The sequence below is a fragment of the Psychrobacter sp. TB20-MNA-CIBAN-0197 genome, assembly GCF_040309765.1.
Taxonomy (GTDB): domain Bacteria; phylum Pseudomonadota; class Gammaproteobacteria; order Pseudomonadales; family Moraxellaceae; genus Psychrobacter; species Psychrobacter submarinus.
The window spans coordinates 41,269-61,102 of the sequence record NZ_JBEOPC010000016.1; the positions used below are offsets into that span (position 1 = coordinate 41,269).

The window sequence follows — 19,834 nt, forward strand, 5'->3', positions numbered from 1 at the left end:
ATTAAGCGCTTTATTTAATAAGTTGACATTTTAACGCTTAGCAGTGTAACTTCCTTATAGGCTTGATCTTATTTTATTAATATTTACCAGTTATTTTACATTTTATAACTATTTTTTTATAACCGTTTTGTAGGCAGCGCTTAAGATAATTTCATTTGTAGGTATAAAAAGCTTGGCTGCCAATTCCTATTTTATTTTTACCCTTTATTATGGTGTCGTCAAATATGGCAAAAACCACAACAAAAAAAACAACGAAGTCTGCTGCTAGCGAAACCAAACCTAGCAGAGCCGCCGCAAAGACTAGCGCTACCAAAACGACGAAAGCGAAGGCTACTAAAGCAGCTAGTGCCAAGGCTACTAAAACGACCACTGCCAGTGCAGGCTCTAAAGGCAAGTCGCTGGTGATTGTCGAGTCACCAGCCAAAGCCAAAACGATTAATAAGTACTTGGGCTCAGACTTTGTGGTGCGCTCGAGTATTGGTCATGTGCGTGACCTTCCTGTAGGCGCTAGCAAAGGCACCAAAAAAGCTGCTGCTAATAAAGATGAGAGCCTATCTAAAGAAGAAAAGGCGCAGCAAGCGCTTGTCCGCCGTATGGGTATCGATCCAGAGCACGATTGGGCGGCGGTCTATGAAGTACTGCCTAATAAAACTAAAGTGATTAAAGAGCTAAAATCTCTAGCCAAAGACGCTGACAAAATCTATCTGGCAACGGATATGGATAGAGAGGGGGAGGCCATCGCTTGGCACCTCAAAGAAGTCATCGGCGGCGCGGATAATAAATACGAGCGCGTGGTGTTTAACGAGATTACCAAAAACGCCATTCAAAATGCCTTTAAGCAGCCCTCCAAACTCGATATCGATCGCGTCAATGCTCAGCAAGCCAGACGTTTTTTGGATCGCGTCGTCGGCTTTATGGTCTCGCCAATTCTTTGGCAAAAAGTCGCTCGCGGTCTATCCGCAGGACGCGTACAGTCCGTGGCGATGCGCTTAGTCGTGGAGCGTGAGCATGAAATTCGCGCTTTTATCCCCGAAGAGTATTGGCAGATTCATGCCGATACGCACGTTGCTGACGATAAAAAAACCAGCAAAAAAGAGGGCGATGAAAATGGCATACGCTTAGAAGCGACTAAACAAAACGACAAAACGCTAAAGCTTGTCAATAAAGAGCAGACGGATAAAGTTCTACAAGTCCTCAAAGACAACGACTTTATCGTTAAACAGCGTGAAGAAAAACCCACTCAGTCGCGTCCTAGCGCACCCTTTATCACCTCAACTTTGCAGCAAGCAGCCAGTACGCGTCTAGGGTTTTCGGTCAAAAAGACCATGATCTTAGCGCAGCGCTTATATGAAGCCGGTCATATTACTTATATGCGTACCGATTCGACTTTTTTGTCGGGTGATGCTTTAGCAGGGGCGCGCGGCTTTATCGAAGACAGCTATGGGCAAAAGTACGTACCCGAAAAGCCAAACTTCTACGGTAACAAACAAAACGCGCAAGAGGCGCACGAAGCGATTCGTCCCTCGAATGTCAACATGAAATCGACGCAATTAAAAGGCGTTGAGCGTGATGCTATTCGTCTATATGAGCTGATTTGGCGGCAGTTTGTGGCTTGTCAGATGACGCCTGCTAAGTATCTATCAGTCAATCTTTTGGTAGAGGCGGGTAATGTCGAGCTAAAAGCGCGCGGCCGTACGATGACTTTTGATGGCTATACTCGTGTTATGCCGCCGGCCAAAACTGATGATACGCTGCTCCCTGATGTCAAAAAAGGCGATAAGCTCACTCTAAATAAGCTCGATCCGAGCCAACACTTTACCAAGCCGCCACCGCGCTATACTGAGGCAAGTCTGGTCAAAGAGCTTGAGAAAAAAGGTATCGGTCGTCCCTCGACTTATGCTTCTATCATCTCGACCATTCAAGATCGCGGCTATGTCAAGCTTGAGAATAAGCGTCTATTCGCCGAAAAGATGGGCGATATCGTCACCGATAGATTGACCGACAGTTTCCCTGACTTGATGGATTATACCTTTACTGCGGCGCTCGAGGACAAGCTTGATCATGTTGCTGAAGGCGATAGCGACTGGAAAGATGTACTAGATAACTTCTATGTGGATTTTAAGCATAAAGTCGAGCATGCCAAAGACAAAGACGGTATGCGTCCAAACGATCCCACCGATGTGCCCGATGTGCACTGCGATATATGTGATCGCCCCATGCAATTACGTACCGGCTCTACAGGTGTATTCTTAGGCTGCACGGGTTATAACTTACCGCCAAAAGAGCGCTGTAAAGGCACTAAGAACCTCATGCCAGTTGAAGCGTTTGCCAGTCTTGACGATGGCGACACAGATGATGAGGCCGCTGAAGTCAAAGACTTGATGGAGAAAAAACGCTGCCCGAAATGTGGTACTGCGATGAATGGCTATATCGTCGATGGCGGTCTCAAGTTGCACGTTTGCGGTAATAACCCAGACTGCGATGGCTATATTTTAGAAGAAGGTAAGTTTGAAGTACCTGGCTCTGATGCGCCAACCATTGACTGCAACAAGTGTGATGGGCAGATGGAGCTTAAGACTGGACGCTTCGGGCCTTACTTTGCTTGTCAAAACTGCGACAACACCCGTAAAGTATTAAAGACTGGCGAGCCTGCGCCGCCGCGTATGGATCCTATTCATCTGCCGGATCTTAAGTCCACTAAGCACGATGATTATTTTATCTTGCGTGAGGGGGCAGCTGGTATGTTCTTAGCTGCGTCTAAGTTCCCTAAAGTACGCGAGACACGTGCGCCGAAACTCGCTGAGCTGCGTCCTATTCAAGATAAAATGGACGATAAGTTCCAGTATTTATTTGAAGGGCCCGATGAAGATCCAGATGGTAACCCGACTATTTTGCGCTGGTCGCGTAAGAAAAAAGAGCAATACATCGGCTCTGAGAAAAACGGCAAGGCCACGCGTTGGGGCGTCTACTGGCGTAAAGGCGAGTGGGTAGAAGAATAGTAATATAGCCAGTTTGAAGTAAAACGGTTATAAACTGGGGCGCTACTGGTATAAATTGTGCTTGCGTGCTGTTATCACAGATGCTGCGCAAAATTCATCCCAGCAGCGCCGTGTCATTTTTAAAAGGTATCGATTATATCTTTTGTTCACTCTAATAGTTATTAAACGCCATAAAAAAACCTCTTAGCCAGTGAACTGACCCCCAAATGTTGGACGGTTTAGTTTATACCAAGGACTGAGTTCTGTACTGTACAGGACTCAGTCCTTTTAGTTTGAGTTGAATACGCTCATTATTGTAATAATGAATATACTCATGAATCTGTTGTTCTAACTGCTCAATCGATTTTGGTTTCTCAATATAGATCGTCTCACACTTAAGTGTACCAAAGAACCCCTCCATCAGTGCATTATCCAAGCAGTTGCCTTTTCTGCTCATGCTTTGCTTAATACCATGCTGTTTAAGCGCCTTACTAAACGGTCTCATCTGATAATGCCAGCCTTGATCTGAATGCAGCATTAAACGGTTGTTCTGGTGCGTATCTATCTTATCTAACGCCTTATCTAGCATCTTGCTCACTAAGTCATAAGTTGGGCGCTTTGAGAGCGTATAGCTGATGATCTCATTGTTATAACAATCGAGTATCGGTGATAAATACAGCTTATGATCACCTACCTTAAACTCAGTAATATCGGTCAGCCAGCGTGTGCTTGGTCTATCTGCATGAAACTGACGCTTTAAATAATTCTTTGCAATTTTGCCTTGTACGCCTTTATAAGAGCGATACCTTTGTCGTCGAATCCGTGCGCTTAAGTTTAGATGGCGCATAAGCTTAGCGATGAGCTTGTGGTTATGATGACTGCCTAACTGCTTTAGCGCTGCCGTTATCCTGCGATAGCCGTACCTGCCTTTATGCTGGTGATATAGTGTGGCAATACGCTGTTTTAAGTCAGCATGCTTATCTTTATCACCAAGCTTTGCTCTATGATAGTAAAAGACGCTTTTAGGCATCTTAACGATGTCTAGCAAAGCTGATAAAGGATAGTCTTGCCTTAGTCCTTCGATGAGCCTTGCTTTTTGCCTGCTTGTTCCTCCGCTTTGAGCAAGGCATCGAGCTTTTTTAGGTAGGCGTTCTCCGCACGTAGGTATTCATTCTCACGCTTCAATTCTGCTAAGCTTTTTTCATCATCTGGTTTGTCTGTGATAAAGGGTTTACTCATGGTAGCTCTACCTTTGCGTTTAGATGTTAGTCCAGACATACCTTGTAGCCGATACGCTTTGTGCCAGTGGCTAATAAGCGCCGGTGAGCTGATGTTATACCTTAACGCAACTTCCAATTGACTTAAGCCTTGGCTAAGCATCGTTGTAAGCACTTTGTGTTTAAACTCGCGACTATAGTAGGCTTTGCTGGTCTTTGGCTTTATAGCATCAATACCACCGCTTTGATATTGCTTAACCCATTTGATAACTATCTTATTATCTAGGTTAAATTCCTCAGCTGTAGCACGACCAGTATGTCCTTGCATATAGTATGCGATGACTTGAAGCTTAAAGTCTAGATTATAACGCATAAAAATACCCCATAAGTTGTGTCCAACTTATGGGGGTCGGTTCACCAGCTAAGAGGTTTTTGTTATTCATAATATAAAGTCTTATATTAGCAAGTCTTATCTTAGACAGTACCGATAATACCACAAGCTACGCGTGCACCTGAGTCACCTGAAGGCTGACTCGTATAATCATCAACGCCGCCATGAACGATAAAGGCTAAGCGATTGACACTGTATTTACCCGTTTTTGTAGCTGCTATCTTTTTACTGACGTAGTTTATTGTGGCTACGCCATCTTCGTTAGCGGTTAAGTTTGGCAAGTCACCCGCGTGACCATTCATGTCGTCTGGGTTTGAGTGCGGGTTATTGTCAGGATTGAAATGTCCACCTGCCGCTTTACCCATGTTGGCACAACTACCAGTCTCATGAATGTGTAATGATACAGTCTTACCTGGCTGCAAGTTCATCAGCTTACCATAGACTTGTACGCCGCTCTCTACTGGACGCAAGTAGACTTGACCTATTTCGCGATTGCTTGCATCGGTAGTTTTAATCACCGACTGCAGCGTAGGCTGATCGATAGGATTACCCGTTTGCAGCTGACCTTCGACGGTTTGACAACCGGTTACCGCTAGAGCTGAACCACATAATAGGGCACTACTAAGCATTAACTTATTCATTATTCTCTCCCACTGTAATTATTTTATTTTTTGAATTTGGTACAACATGCGTTGATGTCAAAAACAGTATAGCGAGAGAGTATCGACAACTATTGGGCAAAAGCGCAACAATCGGTTAATAAATGTAAGTTATTCGCGTAGAGTTTTAATAAGCCAATAACTTTGTATTTAATCTATTTATTGATAAGGGCGCTGTTTTTCCAAATTAAAGTCTCACCGGTCGCCATTTGTTGGGTGAGTAAATAATAAGGTAAGCTTGGATTGTCGATATTGCTATTTGCAAGCTGCGTTAAGGTAAGCTGACTACGGCTCAATTGCTCAAGCGCTCTTATTTTGTCTTCTGCCGCCTCGCGTTTAGGGCCGCAGCCCATCATGGTTTGTGGCCCTGAGCCGATCAGTAGAATATGGTCAGGCGTTAAAGTATAAGGGCCACCGACACCATTACAGTCAGAGCTAAAGCCGACGTGATACTCATCATTAAACCTATAACCAAAATTAGCCACTACTGGAAAGCCGGGACGACTGAGCTCTGTAATTATTTGGTTGTCGCTATCAGTTGCGCTGACCAGTCGCCATCGATAACGCCCCAATAACTCGTAAGTAATAGGCAGATCTGTAATAGGTTCAGTGCCTTTTGGCGCTTTTGTGATTGTAGGAGCAGGAGCCTTATTGAGGGTTTGACAGCCGATTAAACCTAATATAGCAAATACCACGATTAAAATTGTAACCTGCAATTTTTTTATGAGATGCGTCATCAACTTTATCCTTAAGTTTTTTTGTTCAGAGGTCTACTTTATTCACGTGACTTTTTTTGTCGTTCTGCCAAATAAGCGTTCCGCTCGTTTTTTTAAAACCATTACGGCTGATCAAACAAACATTTGCCTAAAATATAGCACAGCTTTGAGCTGAATTAATTTATGGGAATACGCATGACACAAAAAAGCCGCTTACTCTAAAGTAAACGGCTCTCGTTAAGTAGAACTTTGATAGTTGTCGCTTAGCTATGCAATGACTTCTTTGAAGTAGTATCCACTGTCACTTTAGCAGGCTTTAGCGGTGTTGGCATACTGACTAAGGCCGCTTTAAGTACTTCATCAATCGTTGCTACCGGCTGAATGGTTAGACCTTCCTTAACGTTATCAGGAATATCCGCCAAATCGCGCTCATTAGTCGCTGGGATCAGCACATGCTTGATACCACCGCGATGCGCCGCTAATAACTTCTCTTTGAGGCCACCGATACGCAGGATTTTACCACGTAGGGTAATCTCACCCGTCATCGCAATATCCGGACGGATAGCGATACCGGTGATGGCTGAGACTAATGCCGTCGTCAACGCGCCGCCAGCTGAAGGCCCATCTTTTGGCGTTGCACCCTCTGGCATATGCACGTGAACGTCAGTAGTTTTAAAGGTCTCATAATCGATACCTAAGCTATCACCGCGTGCTCGTACCACGCTCATCGCGGCACGAATCGACTCTTTCATCACGTCACCGAGAGAGCCGGTAAAGGCCAGTTCGCCTTTGCCCTTCATCGCTACCGCTTCGATAGTGAGGAGCTCACCGCCAACTTGCGTCCAAGCAAGGCCAGTGACCCGGCCGATCTCAGCGTCTTTTTCAGCTAAACCATAGTCATACTGATGCACGCCAAGGTAGTCATTGATATTGCTATCATCGACAACCACTAGCTCACGTTCATCTTTTTTCGGAGCACGCGCGCCATGATTCTCAACCGAGCCGCGAACCACTTTACGGCAGATCTTATTGACTTCACGCTCTAGGTTACGCACACCCGCCTCTCGCGTATAGCTACGCACGATACTATGCAGCGCCGCTTCGACAATTTCAATCTCACCGTCCTTTAGACCGTTTTGCTTAATCGCTTTTGGCACAAGATACTTCTGGGCGATATTGACCTTTTCTTCTTCGGTATAGCCCGGCAGACGAATGACTTCCATACGGTCTAAGAGCGCAGGCGGGATATCCATACTGTTGGCTGTACAGATAAACATCACTTGTGAGAGATCCAAGTCCATATCTAGGTAATGATCGTTGAAGCTATCATTCTGTGAGGGATCGAGCACTTCAAGCAAGGCTGAAGCTGGATCACCACGGAAGTCTTGCGCCATCTTATCGACTTCATCTAATAAGAATAGCGGGTTTTTGACTTCTACTTTCGCCAGTGACTGTACGATTTTACCCGGCATCGCACCGATATAAGTGCGGCGATGACCGCGGATTTCCGCTTCATCACGCACGCCGCCAAGTGCCATACGTACGAACTTACGACCGGTTGCCCGCGCGATAGATTCACCCAATGACGTTTTACCGACACCCGGAGGACCTACCAGACACAGAATCGGACCACGAAGCTTTTTCACTCGCGACTGCACGGCGAGGTATTCTAAGATGCGATCTTTTACATCTTGCAAGCCATAGTGATCTTCATCGAGGACGTTTTTGGCTTTTTCTAAATTGATCGATACTTTGCTCGTGGCATTCCACGGCGTGTCTAATATCCACTCAATGTAGTTACGCACCACTGAAGATTCACTAGATGCAGGCGGCATCATTTTTAGCTTCTTCAGCTCTTGCTCCGCTTTTTTGCGCACGTCTTCTGGCAGATCTGCCTCTTCTAAGCGCTGTTCAAGCTCGCTGACATCGTCCTCACCATCGAACGCGCCGTCATTCATCTCTGACAGCTCGTTCTTTATGGCTTTCATCTTCTCGTTTAAGAAGTACTCGCGCTGATTGTCTTCCATTTGCTGACGCACGGCATCTTGAATATCTTGTTCGATATTCTGCTCAGCGCTTTGCTTAACAAGATACTCGGTTAAAGTATTGATATGCGCTTTGAGATCGTCCTTTTCTAAGAACGATTGCTTCACATCCAAATCCATCGAAACCCGAGTAGAGATAAAATAGATGAGCTCTAATAAGTCATCGATACGCTTGGCCACGCGAGTCAGCTCTCGTGCGTTACGCAGACGTGCTTCAGCATAAGCTTCAAACAAGCCAGTCAGCGCTTTGATAGTGTTTTTTTGTTGGCTATCGTCGAGCTTAACCTCAAGATCAGCGCGCTCAAAAGTTGCCATCAAGACGTCGTCTTGGCTGTCTGCATGGTTTTCTATAGCATCGACGCGGGCACGATATTGGCCTTCGATCAGCACCTTGATGCAGTTTTCATCGCTATCATGCGGCATCGTGCTGACGATGCGGCAAACCGTACCATACTGATAGAGGTTATCTTGGTCGATATCTTCGGTCAGCGAGTCTTTTTGTGCGACGACGAGTACTTTATCGCCATATTCTGCTTGCGCAAGCTCCACTGCTTTGACCGACGGCGTGCGACCTACAAATAGGGCGATTTGCATGTGCGGATAGACGACCACATCGCGTAGTGCCAAGAGTGGCAAATGATTGTCTGAGCCATTATCGGCAGTGTTTTTATCAACATTTTGTTCATCAGTATCAGGCGTTGCTGCTGACACATCGATGTCGATATTGTCTTTATCAATATTATAGTCAGTCATATATTCATTCCTTATTCACTAAACTTGTTCAGTCAAGTTAGTGTTTCATGATAGATAAATGGTGTTCTTAGATTAAATTACAAGGCTTATCCTTTAATGCACTACAAATAAGGGCAAGGAAGATGATGACGCGACTTTTGGCTTTAAGACGTGCTTTTAACTCTATTCTGAGCTTTGTCTAGGTATCAGGCTATCGGGTTTTGCGCATAGGCTTTATCGTTAGAATCAGGTAAAATAGCGCCCGTCTTATAGACAGGTTAATTTTGAATTTTTTGATGAGACGACAAGTAATATTGAGGCTAAATAGGGGCAAAGAGTATGACCATTAATGCGGTGCTACTAGCGGTAGTGATTATGCTTGGGCTGTCACTGGCGCGAGTCCATGTGGTACTCAGTTTGCTCATCGGTGCTATAGCGGGCGGCTTGCTCGCCGGTTTAGGTATCACTGCAACTTTAGAAGCCTTTCAAGAAGGTATCCAAAACGGGGCAGGTATTGCCCTCTCTTATGCATTATTAGGTGCTTTTGCGGTAGCGATTGCGCATTCAGGATTGCCGCAGTCTTTGGCAGGGGCAGTCATTAAGCGTATTGATGCGGGCGGTACCAGTCTCATGATTAAGTACACGCTATTTGCAGGCCTAGTGATGATGAGCTGTTTTAGCCAAAACCTCATTCCCATTCACATTGCCTTTATACCGCTGCTCGTGCCGCCGCTATTGCTCGCCTTTAATCGTATGCAGATAGATCGCCGACTTATTGCTTGTCTGATTACCTTTGGCCTTGTCACCACTTATATGTTTATCCCGTATGGCTTTGGTGATATTTATCTCAACCAAATTATGCTCAAAAACGTCGGTGAAGCCGGTATCGATATTAGCGATATCTCCGTCACTAAGGCGATGGCGATTCCGGCACTGGGTATGTTTCTTGGCCTTTTGACTGCGGTGTTTATCAGCTATCGTAAGCCGCGTCAGTATCAGCAATTAACGATAGATAAAGACGCTCGCGATGCTGTAATCGATAAAGAGTCCACTAGCGACGACTTGAGTCAAACTGCCACACGTGTGCCCATGCAAGGCAAACTTAAAACGCTTATCGCGCTAGCGGCTATTGTTACCGCTTTTGTGGTGCAGCTGTATACCGACTCGCTGCTCTTAGGCTCGATGTTTGGTTTTGCGGTATTTATGGCGACGGGTGTGGTCAAATGGCGTGAAGCCGATAGCGTGTTTAACGACGGTATCAAGCTGATGGCGATGATTGGCTTTATTATGATTACCGCGCAAGGTTTTGCAGAAGTGATGAAAGCGACAGGGGAGATTGCGCCGCTGATTGATGGTGCGACTAACCTGTTTGCAGGAAATAAAGCGATCGCTGCCTTTGTCATGCTAGGGATTGGCTTAGTAGTGACCATGGGTATTGGCTCGTCGTTTTCTACTATTCCGATTGTGGCGGCTATCTATGTACCGCTATGTATATCACTAGGATTTTCACCACTAGCAACCGTCGCTATTATTGGTACGGCTGGCGCGTTAGGTGATGCTGGCTCGCCCGCGTCCGACTCGACGCTTGGGCCAACGTCTGGTCTAAACGTTGATGGTCAACATGACCATATCAGAGATAGCGTGGTGCCAACATTTATTCATTACAATATACCGCTACTGGCGTTTGGCTGGATTGCGGCGATGGTGCTTTAATTCATAATCTAAACTTTGGCAATAGATATAAAAAAGGCGAGTGATTTGATAATCATTCGCCTTTTTTGATTTTTTATAAAGGTTTAATTTACATTTTTCAGTCTGCTGTTCGATGTAAGTCATTTTTCACTGTTATTATCACCCTCATCAAAATCCCCAATCTCACCAGTTAAACTAGCCAAAAACTCGTCACTCTGCGCTAGCAGCTCATTTAAACGCGCCTCATTAATAACGCTTGATAGCTCATCAGAACTAAAGTTTTGTTCTTGACTGTAATAAAGCATTTCCCTAGCGTCATCATTACCTAGTGTTTGTAAGTAGCTATCAACCGTATCGGCGCTAGAGGTTTCTAGTTCAGACTCATCAATATGAGTGGGTTTAAACCACATTAAGCCACTTGGCGTAATCAAACCGTCTAACGGCACATCCCATGGTTGACGCGCTAATTGTTCAACCACTTGAAATTCATAACACCAGCCAATTTTTAATGGTTTCTTGACCCCTGAGCGATAGCTTTTGCCAAGCGTCGTATCATAAAAACCACCACCCATGCCCATACGATTGCCTTGTTTATCTACCGCTACCAGTGGACAGATGATGACGTCCAGTTCTGTTGCCCATAATAAATGCCGATGTCGGTTTTGCGGCATCCCTAAACGATGAATATAGGTCGGTACGTTGATAAGTTTTGAGTGATAAATGGGCACAAAGCGCAAGCGTTTATCGTCGTCTCCTTTATTGTCACGACCGAGCGAGCCGACCACTGGCAGATATGCCCGGTAGCCTGAGCGCTGACACCAGTCCAATAGTGGCTGAGTAGGAAGCTCACCAAAGCCATCATAATATAAGCCAATACGCGCACGCGGAGGCAAGCGTTGTTGCAATTTAACCAAGTGCAAACTTGCCATGCGTGCGTATTGTCTGCGCTCACCATCTGTTAGTTGGCGGCGCAGGCGAGTAAACTGACGTCTAGGTGGATTGGTTATCATAATAGTATTTACAGTATTGGTTAAAAAGATATGTGGCGATCAATCACTTTTACTTAGTATCTATTTGTTCAGTGTCTAGTAAGTATAAATACTCGCATCGGCTTGGAGAAATTTATGATAAGCCATGCTATCATAACCTCACTTTACAGCCTATTTTCCTTATGTGCAGCTTTAGTTGCACTTTTTATGATAAACCATTTATTAACTATTAATAAAAGAGGATCGTTATGTCACAAAATCAGGCCACCCGTACCGAAAAAGACACCATGGGCAATGTCGAAGTCCCAGCAGACGCTTATTGGGGCGCGCAAACCCAGCGTAGCCGTGAGAACTTCAAGATTGGCGGTGAGACCTTGCCGCGTCCGATGATTGAAGCGATGGCATTAGTCAAAAAGGCCGCTGCGATTACTAATGCTAGTCTAGAGCGTATTGAAGGCGATAAGCGTGATCTCATCGTACAAGCCGCTGATGAAGTCATCAACGGCGGTCTTACCGATCAGTTTCCATTAGTGGTATGGCAGACCGGTTCTGGTACGCAGTCAAACATGAACATGAACGAAGTGCTTGCTAACCGTGCCAATGAAATCGCAGGCTCTGAGCGTGGCACTTACGCACCGATTCATCCTAACGATCACGTCAATCACGCTCAGTCTACTAATGACAGCTTCCCAACGGCGATTCGTGTCGCTGCTGCGCGTCAGATCAATAGCCTACTTATCCCAGCGGTCAAAGCGCTACGTGATACCTTAGATAAAAAGTCCAAAGAGTTCGATAGTATCGTCAAAATCGGTCGTACGCATTTACAAGACGCTACACCTTTGACCTTAGGTCAAGAGTTCAGCGGTTATGTCAGCCAACTTGACCATGCATTGACTCGCATCGACAACGCACTACAAGGCTTATATGAGTTACCACTCGGCGGCACTGCAGTAGGTACGGGTCTAAACGCCCACCCTGATTATGCGGTAAAATCAGCGGAGCAATTGGCTGAGCTAACAGGCTTGCCATTTGTCACATCCCCAAATAAATTTGAAGCACTAGCGGCGCGTGATGCCGAAGTCTTTGCGTCTGGCGCACTCAAAACCCTAGCAGGTAGCTTAAACAAAATCGCTAACGACGTACGTTGGCTCGCTTCAGGTCCTCGTTGTGGTCTTGGCGAATTGACGATTCCAGAGAACGAGCCAGGCTCTTCTATCATGCCAGGTAAAGTGAACCCAACTCAATCAGAAGCAATGACTATGGTTGTGGCGCAAATCATGGGTAACGATACGACTATCAGCATGGCGGGCGCGTCAGGTAACTTTGAGCTCAACGTTTATAAGCCCGTGATTGCCTTTAACTTACTACAGTCCATCCAATTATTAGGCGATGCGTGCAATAGCTTTAATGACAACTGTGCGGTTGGTATCGAGCCTGTTAAAGAAAAAATCGATGACTTCTTGCATAATTCGCTCATGCTTGTGACCGCATTGAACCGTCATGTCGGTTATGAAAATGCCGCGAAAATCGCTAAGACCGCGTATAAAGAAAACAAAACGCTGAAGCAAGTCGCCGTTGAGCTTGATCTAATGAGTGAAGCGCAGTTCGATGAGTGGGTAACCCCCGCTGATATGGTGCATCCTAAGTAAGCAGTAGACCAAATAATGACCTGCTACGGCGTTAGACTCGCTTAATGTACGATAAGTACCATTTGCACTCGTCTTTCTAGTAGCAGCGTCATATTTGTGCCACTGAGAACCTAGAAATAAAAAGACCTTGTCATGTGGCAAGGTCTTTTTTTGCTGTCACCTTGGCTAAATAGTTATGATGTATAAAGATTATAAATTATACACTCTCTGATATTTTGAATCAGCACAGATTAATTTAAAATTATATATTGCATCAAAATTGAATCTGTTGTATATTTTAATTACTTTCAGTAAGAGGTAAATTGTTATGTCAGATATAAAGAGCATGATTCGCGCTTCGAAAAAAGCGAAAAGTGATTTAGTAGCGACCACAGTGAGAATTCCGAAAGAACTCCAACTCGTGATTGAAGATCTTGCAGAATATCTGTCAGTTTCAAAGCAAGATGTTATGCTTAAACTAATCGAGGAAGGAGTCAAGGTTGCGGAGGAAGCGATTACAGAAGGTGGAATCACCGATGAAAATTCAGCAGACTTCTATGTTTTAAATACTAATAAAAAACATGATTTGAACGATCATAGAGAGATGTTGAGTGAAGGTGTAGCAGCAGCTTTTTACGATCCATGGAAGTTCAATATTAATAAAATAAAGAAAAACGATACAGTATTTTTATATGAAAATGGCGTAGGTATCGTAGCCTATGGAAAAGGCTCAGGCGAGACTCTTAAGAAAGACCACTATGGCGATAAAGATGCATGTCATTATCAGAATCTAGTAGACTTCGTTGTGTTAGAAACACCATTACCAGCATCTAAAATTAAAAACATTCTAGATCGTAACATTGTTTTTCTTCGTACAATGTCTGGTATATCTGATGGTCAAAAAATCTTAGATGAAATTGCTATATAAGATAATTATTAAATGTCTCATTGATAGGCACATTAGTGTTTAAACTGCTTATAGTTAGCTCATAGGTTGGGTGTTGTAAGTTTCACACAATTTACAGGCTACTAACTCTATATTTTTAACCAAAACTAAGGATTTATTATGTTTGTAGATGATGGTCATAGAATACACGACGTCTATCAAATTACTGAAGAGCAGAAAGGCAAAATAAAGGCTTTCCTGCAAGGTGGTGTTTATTGCTGGTGTAAGAATAGAAAAGATGAATGGTTTTCGTTAAGAGATTTGATGGGTGGTGATAATTTTCATTGGCAAGGAACGCCTTTGATTGAACTGTATGAAAAGCATAAAGATAAAGAAGACTCTATAAAATCAGCTGGCATAGATGCAGGTTGGCTATTAAAAGCAGTAATAAATGAAGATCAAAGAATATTCGAAACTAAAAAAAGCGGTTTAATAAACCATTACCGTTGGATTGACAGCAATATTTAAGATTAGAAAGAATGATTATATATAGTCAATCAATATTAAAAGTGGTACAAGGCAGACGAGTGCAAGTACTACAGTAGTAGGCTAAACGAGTCTAACGCTGTAACACTTTAATAGTGGTTCGACTATATTAAGAAAGTGTAGTTATATTACAGTATGTCTTCTAACTTAAAAAAAAGACCTTACCATATTACACAGTAAGATCTTTTTGTTATCAAATATTCAATCTTAATTAAAACTTATAAAGCAAACCAAGCGTCGTCGTAGCATCAGTACGCGAGTCGACCATAGGGCTATCGTATTGCTCATTAGGCAGGTAGCTTAAGCTTTGATTAAAAAAACCTGCCCAGCGCTCGTTGAAATCGTAGTTAGCGCTAACGTTAATATAAGGGTTTAAGCTTGAATTTGATTTATAAGCGGTGACGCCTGTCTCCGCTGACTCTTCTTCACTGACGCCATAGTAGTATTCATTGTAGGCCGCATCATGGTACTCAAAGCCGATGCTTGGATAGACCGTCAGCTTGTTTCTAGTAATTTTGGCAAGGTAGGTTAAACGACCCGTATTGCCGCCACTTTCGTCCAACACATCGGTCGCAAACTGACCACGAAACGCACCGATAGGCGTGCGACGCTGGTAGCTAATACCTGCTTCTGCGGATAGTTTGCGCTCATCGAGACCTTGCAGGGCACCATTAGCATCATCAGGATCAAACGAATTCCCTGCGAGCTGCGCGTAAGCAGAGAGCTGATTGACACCATCATTGATCAAATACGCACCCGCTTGAGCACCGCGCGCATAGATCCTATTATTGTCATAAAACACGCCCGGTAACACACGCATTTCAGTGCTGTCTTCGAGATCATAGGCGGATTTTACCGCCATGGCATTGACCCCAACGCTCAATTCGGCGTCTTTGTCAGTCGGTAGGTTTTTATTAAGAAAAGGGATGGCACTAGACATGCTAGACACACTGAGTAATGCCGTAGCGGTTAATGTGCTCAGCATGGCTCGCGTAGAGAAGTGAGGTTGCGCTGCAAGTTTTGACATAATTGGGTCTCGTAAGTGAGTATAAATAACGGGGTAGTAAGGTCAGGTAAAAAACGAGCAAAAAGCGAATAATTAGTCTAAATAACTCGGCTGTTATTGGTAGTTATTTAGCAATGATAGATAAGTATGAGCATTTACTCAATGGCTTTTAGCACTTGTAGGATTTGCTGATGAATATCTTGCCACCACCACAAGAAACCAATGACAATAACGAGCATGACTAGCCAAGGCAGTAGTCGCCAGATCAGGCTCACGTCAACAGACTCTGGCGCAAATTTCTTGGGATCAATATAAGTGGGGTAGCTATTAATATAGCCACCACTTTGGTCGAAATCGGCAGTATCCGCGGTGTTGTTTAAGTCTACAGGGGTTTGGCTATTATTATCAGCAAATATATTGGTAAGCGGCGGATTATCGCGCTGATTATCGCGTAAGCTCGTTTGATAGCTTGGCTGATGATTGCTTGCATAGCTCGCTTGAACCGCGTTTTGATAAGCTTGCTGAGCTTGCGCCATAGCTGCTTGCTGTGCCAGCTCTCGCTTACGATAAGCGAGAGCAATAGGCAAGGCGATAAGCAAGCCAGTAATCGCGCCGCCGATATGTCCGGCGTTATCGATACCCGGCACTGCAAAGCCGTAGACTAAGTTGATGCCCATGATGATGACTAAGCTTTTTAGATTGAGCACCATGCCATTGACTGACATCTTAAAAAATGCCGCGACGAGTAAAGCCGCACCGATGCCCATAATTCCGCCAGACGCGCCAGCCGACAGTCCAGGCTGACCGCTACCGTCTATGATCGCTTGCCAAGTCACATAGTTATTGAGGACGTTACCGCCGACCACTGCGAGCAAGAATAGCGCCAAGAATTTAACGGAGCCAAACATCGGCTCAGCGATTTGACCAAAAAAATACATCGCAAAGCTATTAAATAATAAATGCATCAAGCCAATATGCAAAAAGCCGCTAGTGACTAAGCGCCAAGGGTCATCGCCCATGGTATAGGGTAGAGCGTTTGCGCCCCAATTCAATAACTGCTCAGTAGAAGGGTTATTGGCATCGACACCTGTGAGCAGTTGTATGATAAATAGCCCAATAAAACTGATAAGTAATACAGTGGTGATAGGCGCGGTGGCGAATAGCTGCTTAATAGTCATAAATGCCGTTATTTATTAACAGTAGGGCGTGTTGAACATTCGCAAATAGGCACTGCTGATCGCTAAAATTGTTCCAGACAAGGCACAAAGCGACGATAATGCAGATGCCTTAGCGAGATTTGTAACGCAGTATGGGGCAATTTTAGCATCAGCCCTCACGACAACAACAGGGACAGGACTCTTTTTTGCCGCTTCATCGTTAAAAATAAGCGCTTAGAATGACTAAACTTATTATTTTTAACATCGAATCGCCTAAAAAATAGTCGCTGTCAGTGCCATGGTCGAATGTTCAACACGCCCTAATTAAAGAGTAGCAGTATAAAGGTTTGCGTGGCTACAACAAACAATCCGTATGTCTATAGCCATCTTAAATACTCAAGAGTTTAAGCTACGCTTTGCTTTGTATAGCTTTGAACTTAGTATAGCTTTGAACCTACAAAATAATACTACCAGCGCATCGGCGCAAGATAAGGTAAAGCGGATTTGAGCTGCTCATAAGTACCATTGACTAAGATGTCGTCAGTGACTTTATTGATATCAGTATGACCACAGAACGCCATGCTGACATCGCACTCTTTGTAGATTAGCTCCAATGCGCGGCGCACGCCGTCTTCACCATAAGCGCCCAGTCCATACAGAAACGCACGTCCGATCATCGTACCATTTGCGCCTAATGCTATTGCTTTAAGCACATCTTGCCCTGATCTGATACCACTATCGAGCCAAATCTCAATCTGGCTATTCTCAGCTCTCACCGCTTGCACGATATCGCTTAGCGCGGCGATAGAGGAGGGTGCGCCATCGAGCTGACGACCGCCATGGTTAGAGACGACTAGAGCATCAGCGCCACTACGCGCAGCTAATATTGCATCTTCAGGCTCCATGATACCTTTGATAATTAGCTTGCCACCCCATTGATCCTTGATACGCGCCACATCATCCCAGCTCAGGCCAGGATCGAATTGCTCCGCCGTCCACGACGATAAGGAGGAAAGATCCTCAACGTTTTTGGCATGACCGACGATATTACCAAAGGTTCGTCTTTTGGTGCCGAGCATATTTAAGCACCATTCAGGCTTTGTCATCAGATTAAGTATATTAGCTAACGTAGGCTTCGGCGGTGCAGAAAGACCGTTTTTGATATCTTTATGACGCTGGCCGAGCACTTGTAGATCGGCGGTTAATATCAGCGCTGAGCAGTTGGCGTCTTTTGCGCGTCGTATCAAATTGGCCATAAACTCTTGATCACGCATCACATACAGCTGAAACCAAAACGGCGCATTAGTATTCTGTGCGACATCTTCTATTGAGCAAATACTCATAGTCGACAGCGAAAACGGTACGCCAAACTTCTCAGCGGCGCGCGCAGCATGAATCTCACCATCCGCCCACATCATACCCGTGAAGCCAGTAGGTGCAATGGCGACAGGCATGTTGACTTTTTCACCGATCATTGTGGTTGCCAGTGAGCGATTTTCCATATCGACGAGTACGCGTTGACGCAGCTTAATACGATCAAAATCGGTTTCGTTATTCCGATAGGTGGTTTGCGTCCACGAGCCTGAATCGACATAATCATAAAACATACGCGGCACTTTACGCTCAGCAACGCGGCGCAGATCTTCGATTTCGGTGATTTTAGTTAAGTCTTTCATGGCAGTTCCTTATGCTGACAAACGTTATGAGATGTTGATTAGGGTATTTAGACTAGCAGTTGCTGCAAATCCAGCACTGAAAAAGGATAGTTCAAGCGCTGGGTTGGCGTGAGTACCACCGGAATAGTGGTAGCAAAGTGCATCATTAACGGCTCATTGAAATCGCTGATGTCTATGTAATGATAATTGATAGGCTGTACCGCGGCTAACTGATTCATTAGACTCTCAGCGACATCACACAAATGACAGCCTGTGGTACCGAGCAGCCATGTTTGCTGATGGATATCATCATGAGCAAGCTTAGGTGACGCGGCTATTATGCTTCTTCTGAGCGCTGCGATGGTTTCGTGATTAGCGCCATTATCTGTTTGATGATTTGGTAGGTTGTCATTAGGCATAGTTATACTCATCCTTGATCCATCTTTACAATTATCATATCTTTATAAGCACCGTATACTTTGGGTCTTACTTTAAGCTTGCTTACGCCTTTAATGTTATAAGATAGAGGATAATCATATCATATCATAGAGAAATCCTATCTATAATAATAGTAGCCGTGACAGCGATTGTGAGATTGGGTAAGATAGCTTGCTCGCCGACAGTTTAGATTGCAGCAGCAAACGAATATTTTGAATGATCATTTTGAGCTTTTTAGTTTTGCTACATTTTATAACGCTTCATCCTTACTTATTTGGATATATTGCGCATGACAAGTTTTGCTAGTTTTTTTAAACGCTTATTAGGAGCAATTATACTGATAATCGTTGCTTTTCATATCCTAGTTGCAGCATTGCTACTGGTGTGGAAGAGCCAGCCTATTAACAATAGTATGTTTATGCTGACCCATCGTCTGACCGGCGGCGAGGTCACCCAAGAGTGGGTAGAATATGATCAAATCGCCAAGTCCGCCAAGCAAGCCGCTATTGCTAGTGAAGACTCGACTTTCAGTCAGCATAATGGCTTCGACATTAAAGGCATAAAAGAGGCGCAAAAGAAAAATGAAGCGTCAGGAAAAACGACAGCTGGCGGCTCAACCATCACTCAGCAATTAGCCAAAAATCTATTTTTGACCTCACACCGCTCTTACGTACGTAAAGCGGAGGAAGCGATTATCACGGTGATGATTGAGATGATTTGGGATAAGCCGCGCATTCTGACCGCTTATCTAAACGTCGCTGAGTTCGGTAATGGAATCTATGGTATCGAAGCCGCCGCTCGGCACTATTATGGTAAAACTGCCGCCGATCTCAACCGTGATGAGTCAGCACTGCTCATTAGTATGCTGACTAACCCCAAGTATTATCAAGACAATCAGGGCAATAAGCGGCTGCGTAATAAACAGCGTATTATCAAAAAGCGGATGAACAATGCGGTGTTGCCACAAGCTGCATAGCCACTATTCAAGTCTTAATAGCTCCAAGCACGAGGCTATAACATAAGGTTGTAGTACAAGGCTAATTTTTGACACTAATGTGAGTGCGCTGTCGTATTTTTAATCACAATAAGGAGTAGTGAG

The 19,834-nt window shown here is 44.4% G+C and carries 16 protein-coding genes; 6 read left to right on the plus strand and 10 right to left on the minus strand.

Translation table 11 applies throughout. The annotated features are described in order from the left end of the window. Nucleotides 1–224: 224 nt before the first annotated feature. Nucleotides 225–2,999 carry a type I DNA topoisomerase gene (gene topA / locus AAEY83_RS06735; RefSeq protein WP_025643987.1) on the plus strand — a complete coding sequence of 925 codons (2,775 nt, stop codon included), beginning with the start codon at nucleotides 225–227 and terminating at the stop codon, nucleotides 2,997–2,999. Between the two features lie 223 nt (nucleotides 3,000–3,222). Here topA and AAEY83_RS06740 read toward each other — a convergent pair whose 3' ends face one another. From AAEY83_RS06740 to lon, 5 genes are all read right to left on the minus strand, one after another. Further along, a complete protein-coding gene (locus AAEY83_RS06740) occupies nucleotides 3,223–4,146 on the minus strand; it encodes an IS3 family transposase (protein ID WP_156923935.1) in 924 nt (307 codons plus the stop codon). Next, the gene (locus tag AAEY83_RS06745; protein WP_025643983.1) at nucleotides 4,050–4,568 is read right to left on the minus strand and encodes a helix-turn-helix domain-containing protein; all 519 of its coding nucleotides are present in this window, start codon (nucleotides 4,566–4,568) and stop codon (nucleotides 4,050–4,052) included. Before AAEY83_RS06745 ends, AAEY83_RS06740 begins: the two co-directional genes overlap by 97 nt. 101 nt (nucleotides 4,569–4,669) lie before the next feature. Continuing rightward, on the minus strand, nucleotides 4,670–5,227 hold the full coding sequence (locus AAEY83_RS06750; protein WP_025643981.1) for a superoxide dismutase family protein: 558 nt from the start codon (nucleotides 5,225–5,227) through the stop codon (nucleotides 4,670–4,672). Between the two features lie 173 nt (nucleotides 5,228–5,400). Next, nucleotides 5,401–5,982 (minus strand): META domain-containing protein, encoded by a 582-nt coding sequence (locus tag AAEY83_RS06755; protein WP_025643979.1) that lies wholly within the window; start codon nucleotides 5,980–5,982, stop codon nucleotides 5,401–5,403. A gap of 242 nt (nucleotides 5,983–6,224) precedes the next feature. Then, nucleotides 6,225–8,600: an endopeptidase La gene (lon, locus tag AAEY83_RS06760; protein ID WP_413771567.1), complete on the minus strand. Its 2,376-nt coding sequence runs from the start codon at nucleotides 8,598–8,600 to the stop codon at nucleotides 6,225–6,227. 477 nt (nucleotides 8,601–9,077) lie between these two features. Here lon and AAEY83_RS06765 point away from each other — a divergent pair, with 477 nt between their 5' ends. Continuing rightward, entirely contained in the window at nucleotides 9,078–10,451 is a 1,374-nt protein-coding gene (locus AAEY83_RS06765; RefSeq protein WP_025643975.1) for a Na+/H+ antiporter family protein, read from the plus strand. Between the two features lie 119 nt (nucleotides 10,452–10,570). Here the strand turns inward: AAEY83_RS06765 and AAEY83_RS06770 are convergent, their stop codons facing one another. Continuing rightward, complete coding sequence (locus AAEY83_RS06770) at nucleotides 10,571–11,440, minus strand: 5-formyltetrahydrofolate cyclo-ligase (protein WP_025643973.1); 870 nt, start codon at nucleotides 11,438–11,440, stop codon at nucleotides 10,571–10,573. Nucleotides 11,441–11,667: 227 nt separating this feature from the next. Here AAEY83_RS06770 and fumC point away from each other — a divergent pair, with 227 nt between their 5' ends. From fumC to AAEY83_RS06785, 3 genes are all read left to right on the plus strand, one after another. Further along, nucleotides 11,668–13,068: a class II fumarate hydratase gene (fumC, locus tag AAEY83_RS06775; protein WP_025643971.1), complete on the plus strand. Its 1,401-nt coding sequence runs from the start codon at nucleotides 11,668–11,670 to the stop codon at nucleotides 13,066–13,068. 307 nt (nucleotides 13,069–13,375) lie between these two features. Continuing rightward, complete coding sequence (locus tag AAEY83_RS06780; RefSeq protein ID WP_025643969.1) at nucleotides 13,376–13,975, plus strand: hypothetical protein; 600 nt, start codon at nucleotides 13,376–13,378, stop codon at nucleotides 13,973–13,975. A 138-nt stretch (nucleotides 13,976–14,113) separates the two neighbouring features. Beyond that, complete coding sequence (locus tag AAEY83_RS06785) at nucleotides 14,114–14,461, plus strand: hypothetical protein (protein WP_025643967.1); 348 nt, start codon at nucleotides 14,114–14,116, stop codon at nucleotides 14,459–14,461. Between the two features lie 229 nt (nucleotides 14,462–14,690). Here the strand turns inward: AAEY83_RS06785 and AAEY83_RS06790 are convergent, their stop codons facing one another. The 4 genes from AAEY83_RS06790 to AAEY83_RS06805 all read right to left on the minus strand — a co-directional run bounded on the left by AAEY83_RS06790 (nucleotide 14,691) and on the right by AAEY83_RS06805 (nucleotide 18,728). Then, a complete protein-coding gene (locus AAEY83_RS06790; RefSeq protein ID WP_025643966.1) occupies nucleotides 14,691–15,506 on the minus strand; it encodes a MipA/OmpV family protein in 816 nt (271 codons plus the stop codon). Nucleotides 15,507–15,640: 134 nt separating this feature from the next. Then, a complete protein-coding gene (locus AAEY83_RS06795; RefSeq protein ID WP_037058600.1) occupies nucleotides 15,641–16,663 on the minus strand; it encodes a rhomboid family intramembrane serine protease in 1,023 nt (340 codons plus the stop codon). A 446-nt stretch (nucleotides 16,664–17,109) separates the two neighbouring features. Beyond that, complete coding sequence (locus tag AAEY83_RS06800; RefSeq protein WP_025643964.1) at nucleotides 17,110–18,318, minus strand: alpha-hydroxy acid oxidase; 1,209 nt, start codon at nucleotides 18,316–18,318, stop codon at nucleotides 17,110–17,112. A 47-nt stretch (nucleotides 18,319–18,365) separates the two neighbouring features. Next, nucleotides 18,366–18,728, minus strand: coding sequence for a glutaredoxin family protein (locus AAEY83_RS06805; RefSeq protein ID WP_227501956.1), 363 nt, complete (start codon nucleotides 18,726–18,728; stop codon nucleotides 18,366–18,368). Between the two features lie 296 nt (nucleotides 18,729–19,024). On the opposite strand from AAEY83_RS06805, the gene mtgA reads away from it, so the two are divergent. Then, entirely contained in the window at nucleotides 19,025–19,711 is a 687-nt protein-coding gene (gene mtgA, locus AAEY83_RS06810; protein WP_025643960.1) for a monofunctional biosynthetic peptidoglycan transglycosylase, read from the plus strand. Nucleotides 19,712–19,834 lie beyond the last annotated feature (123 nt).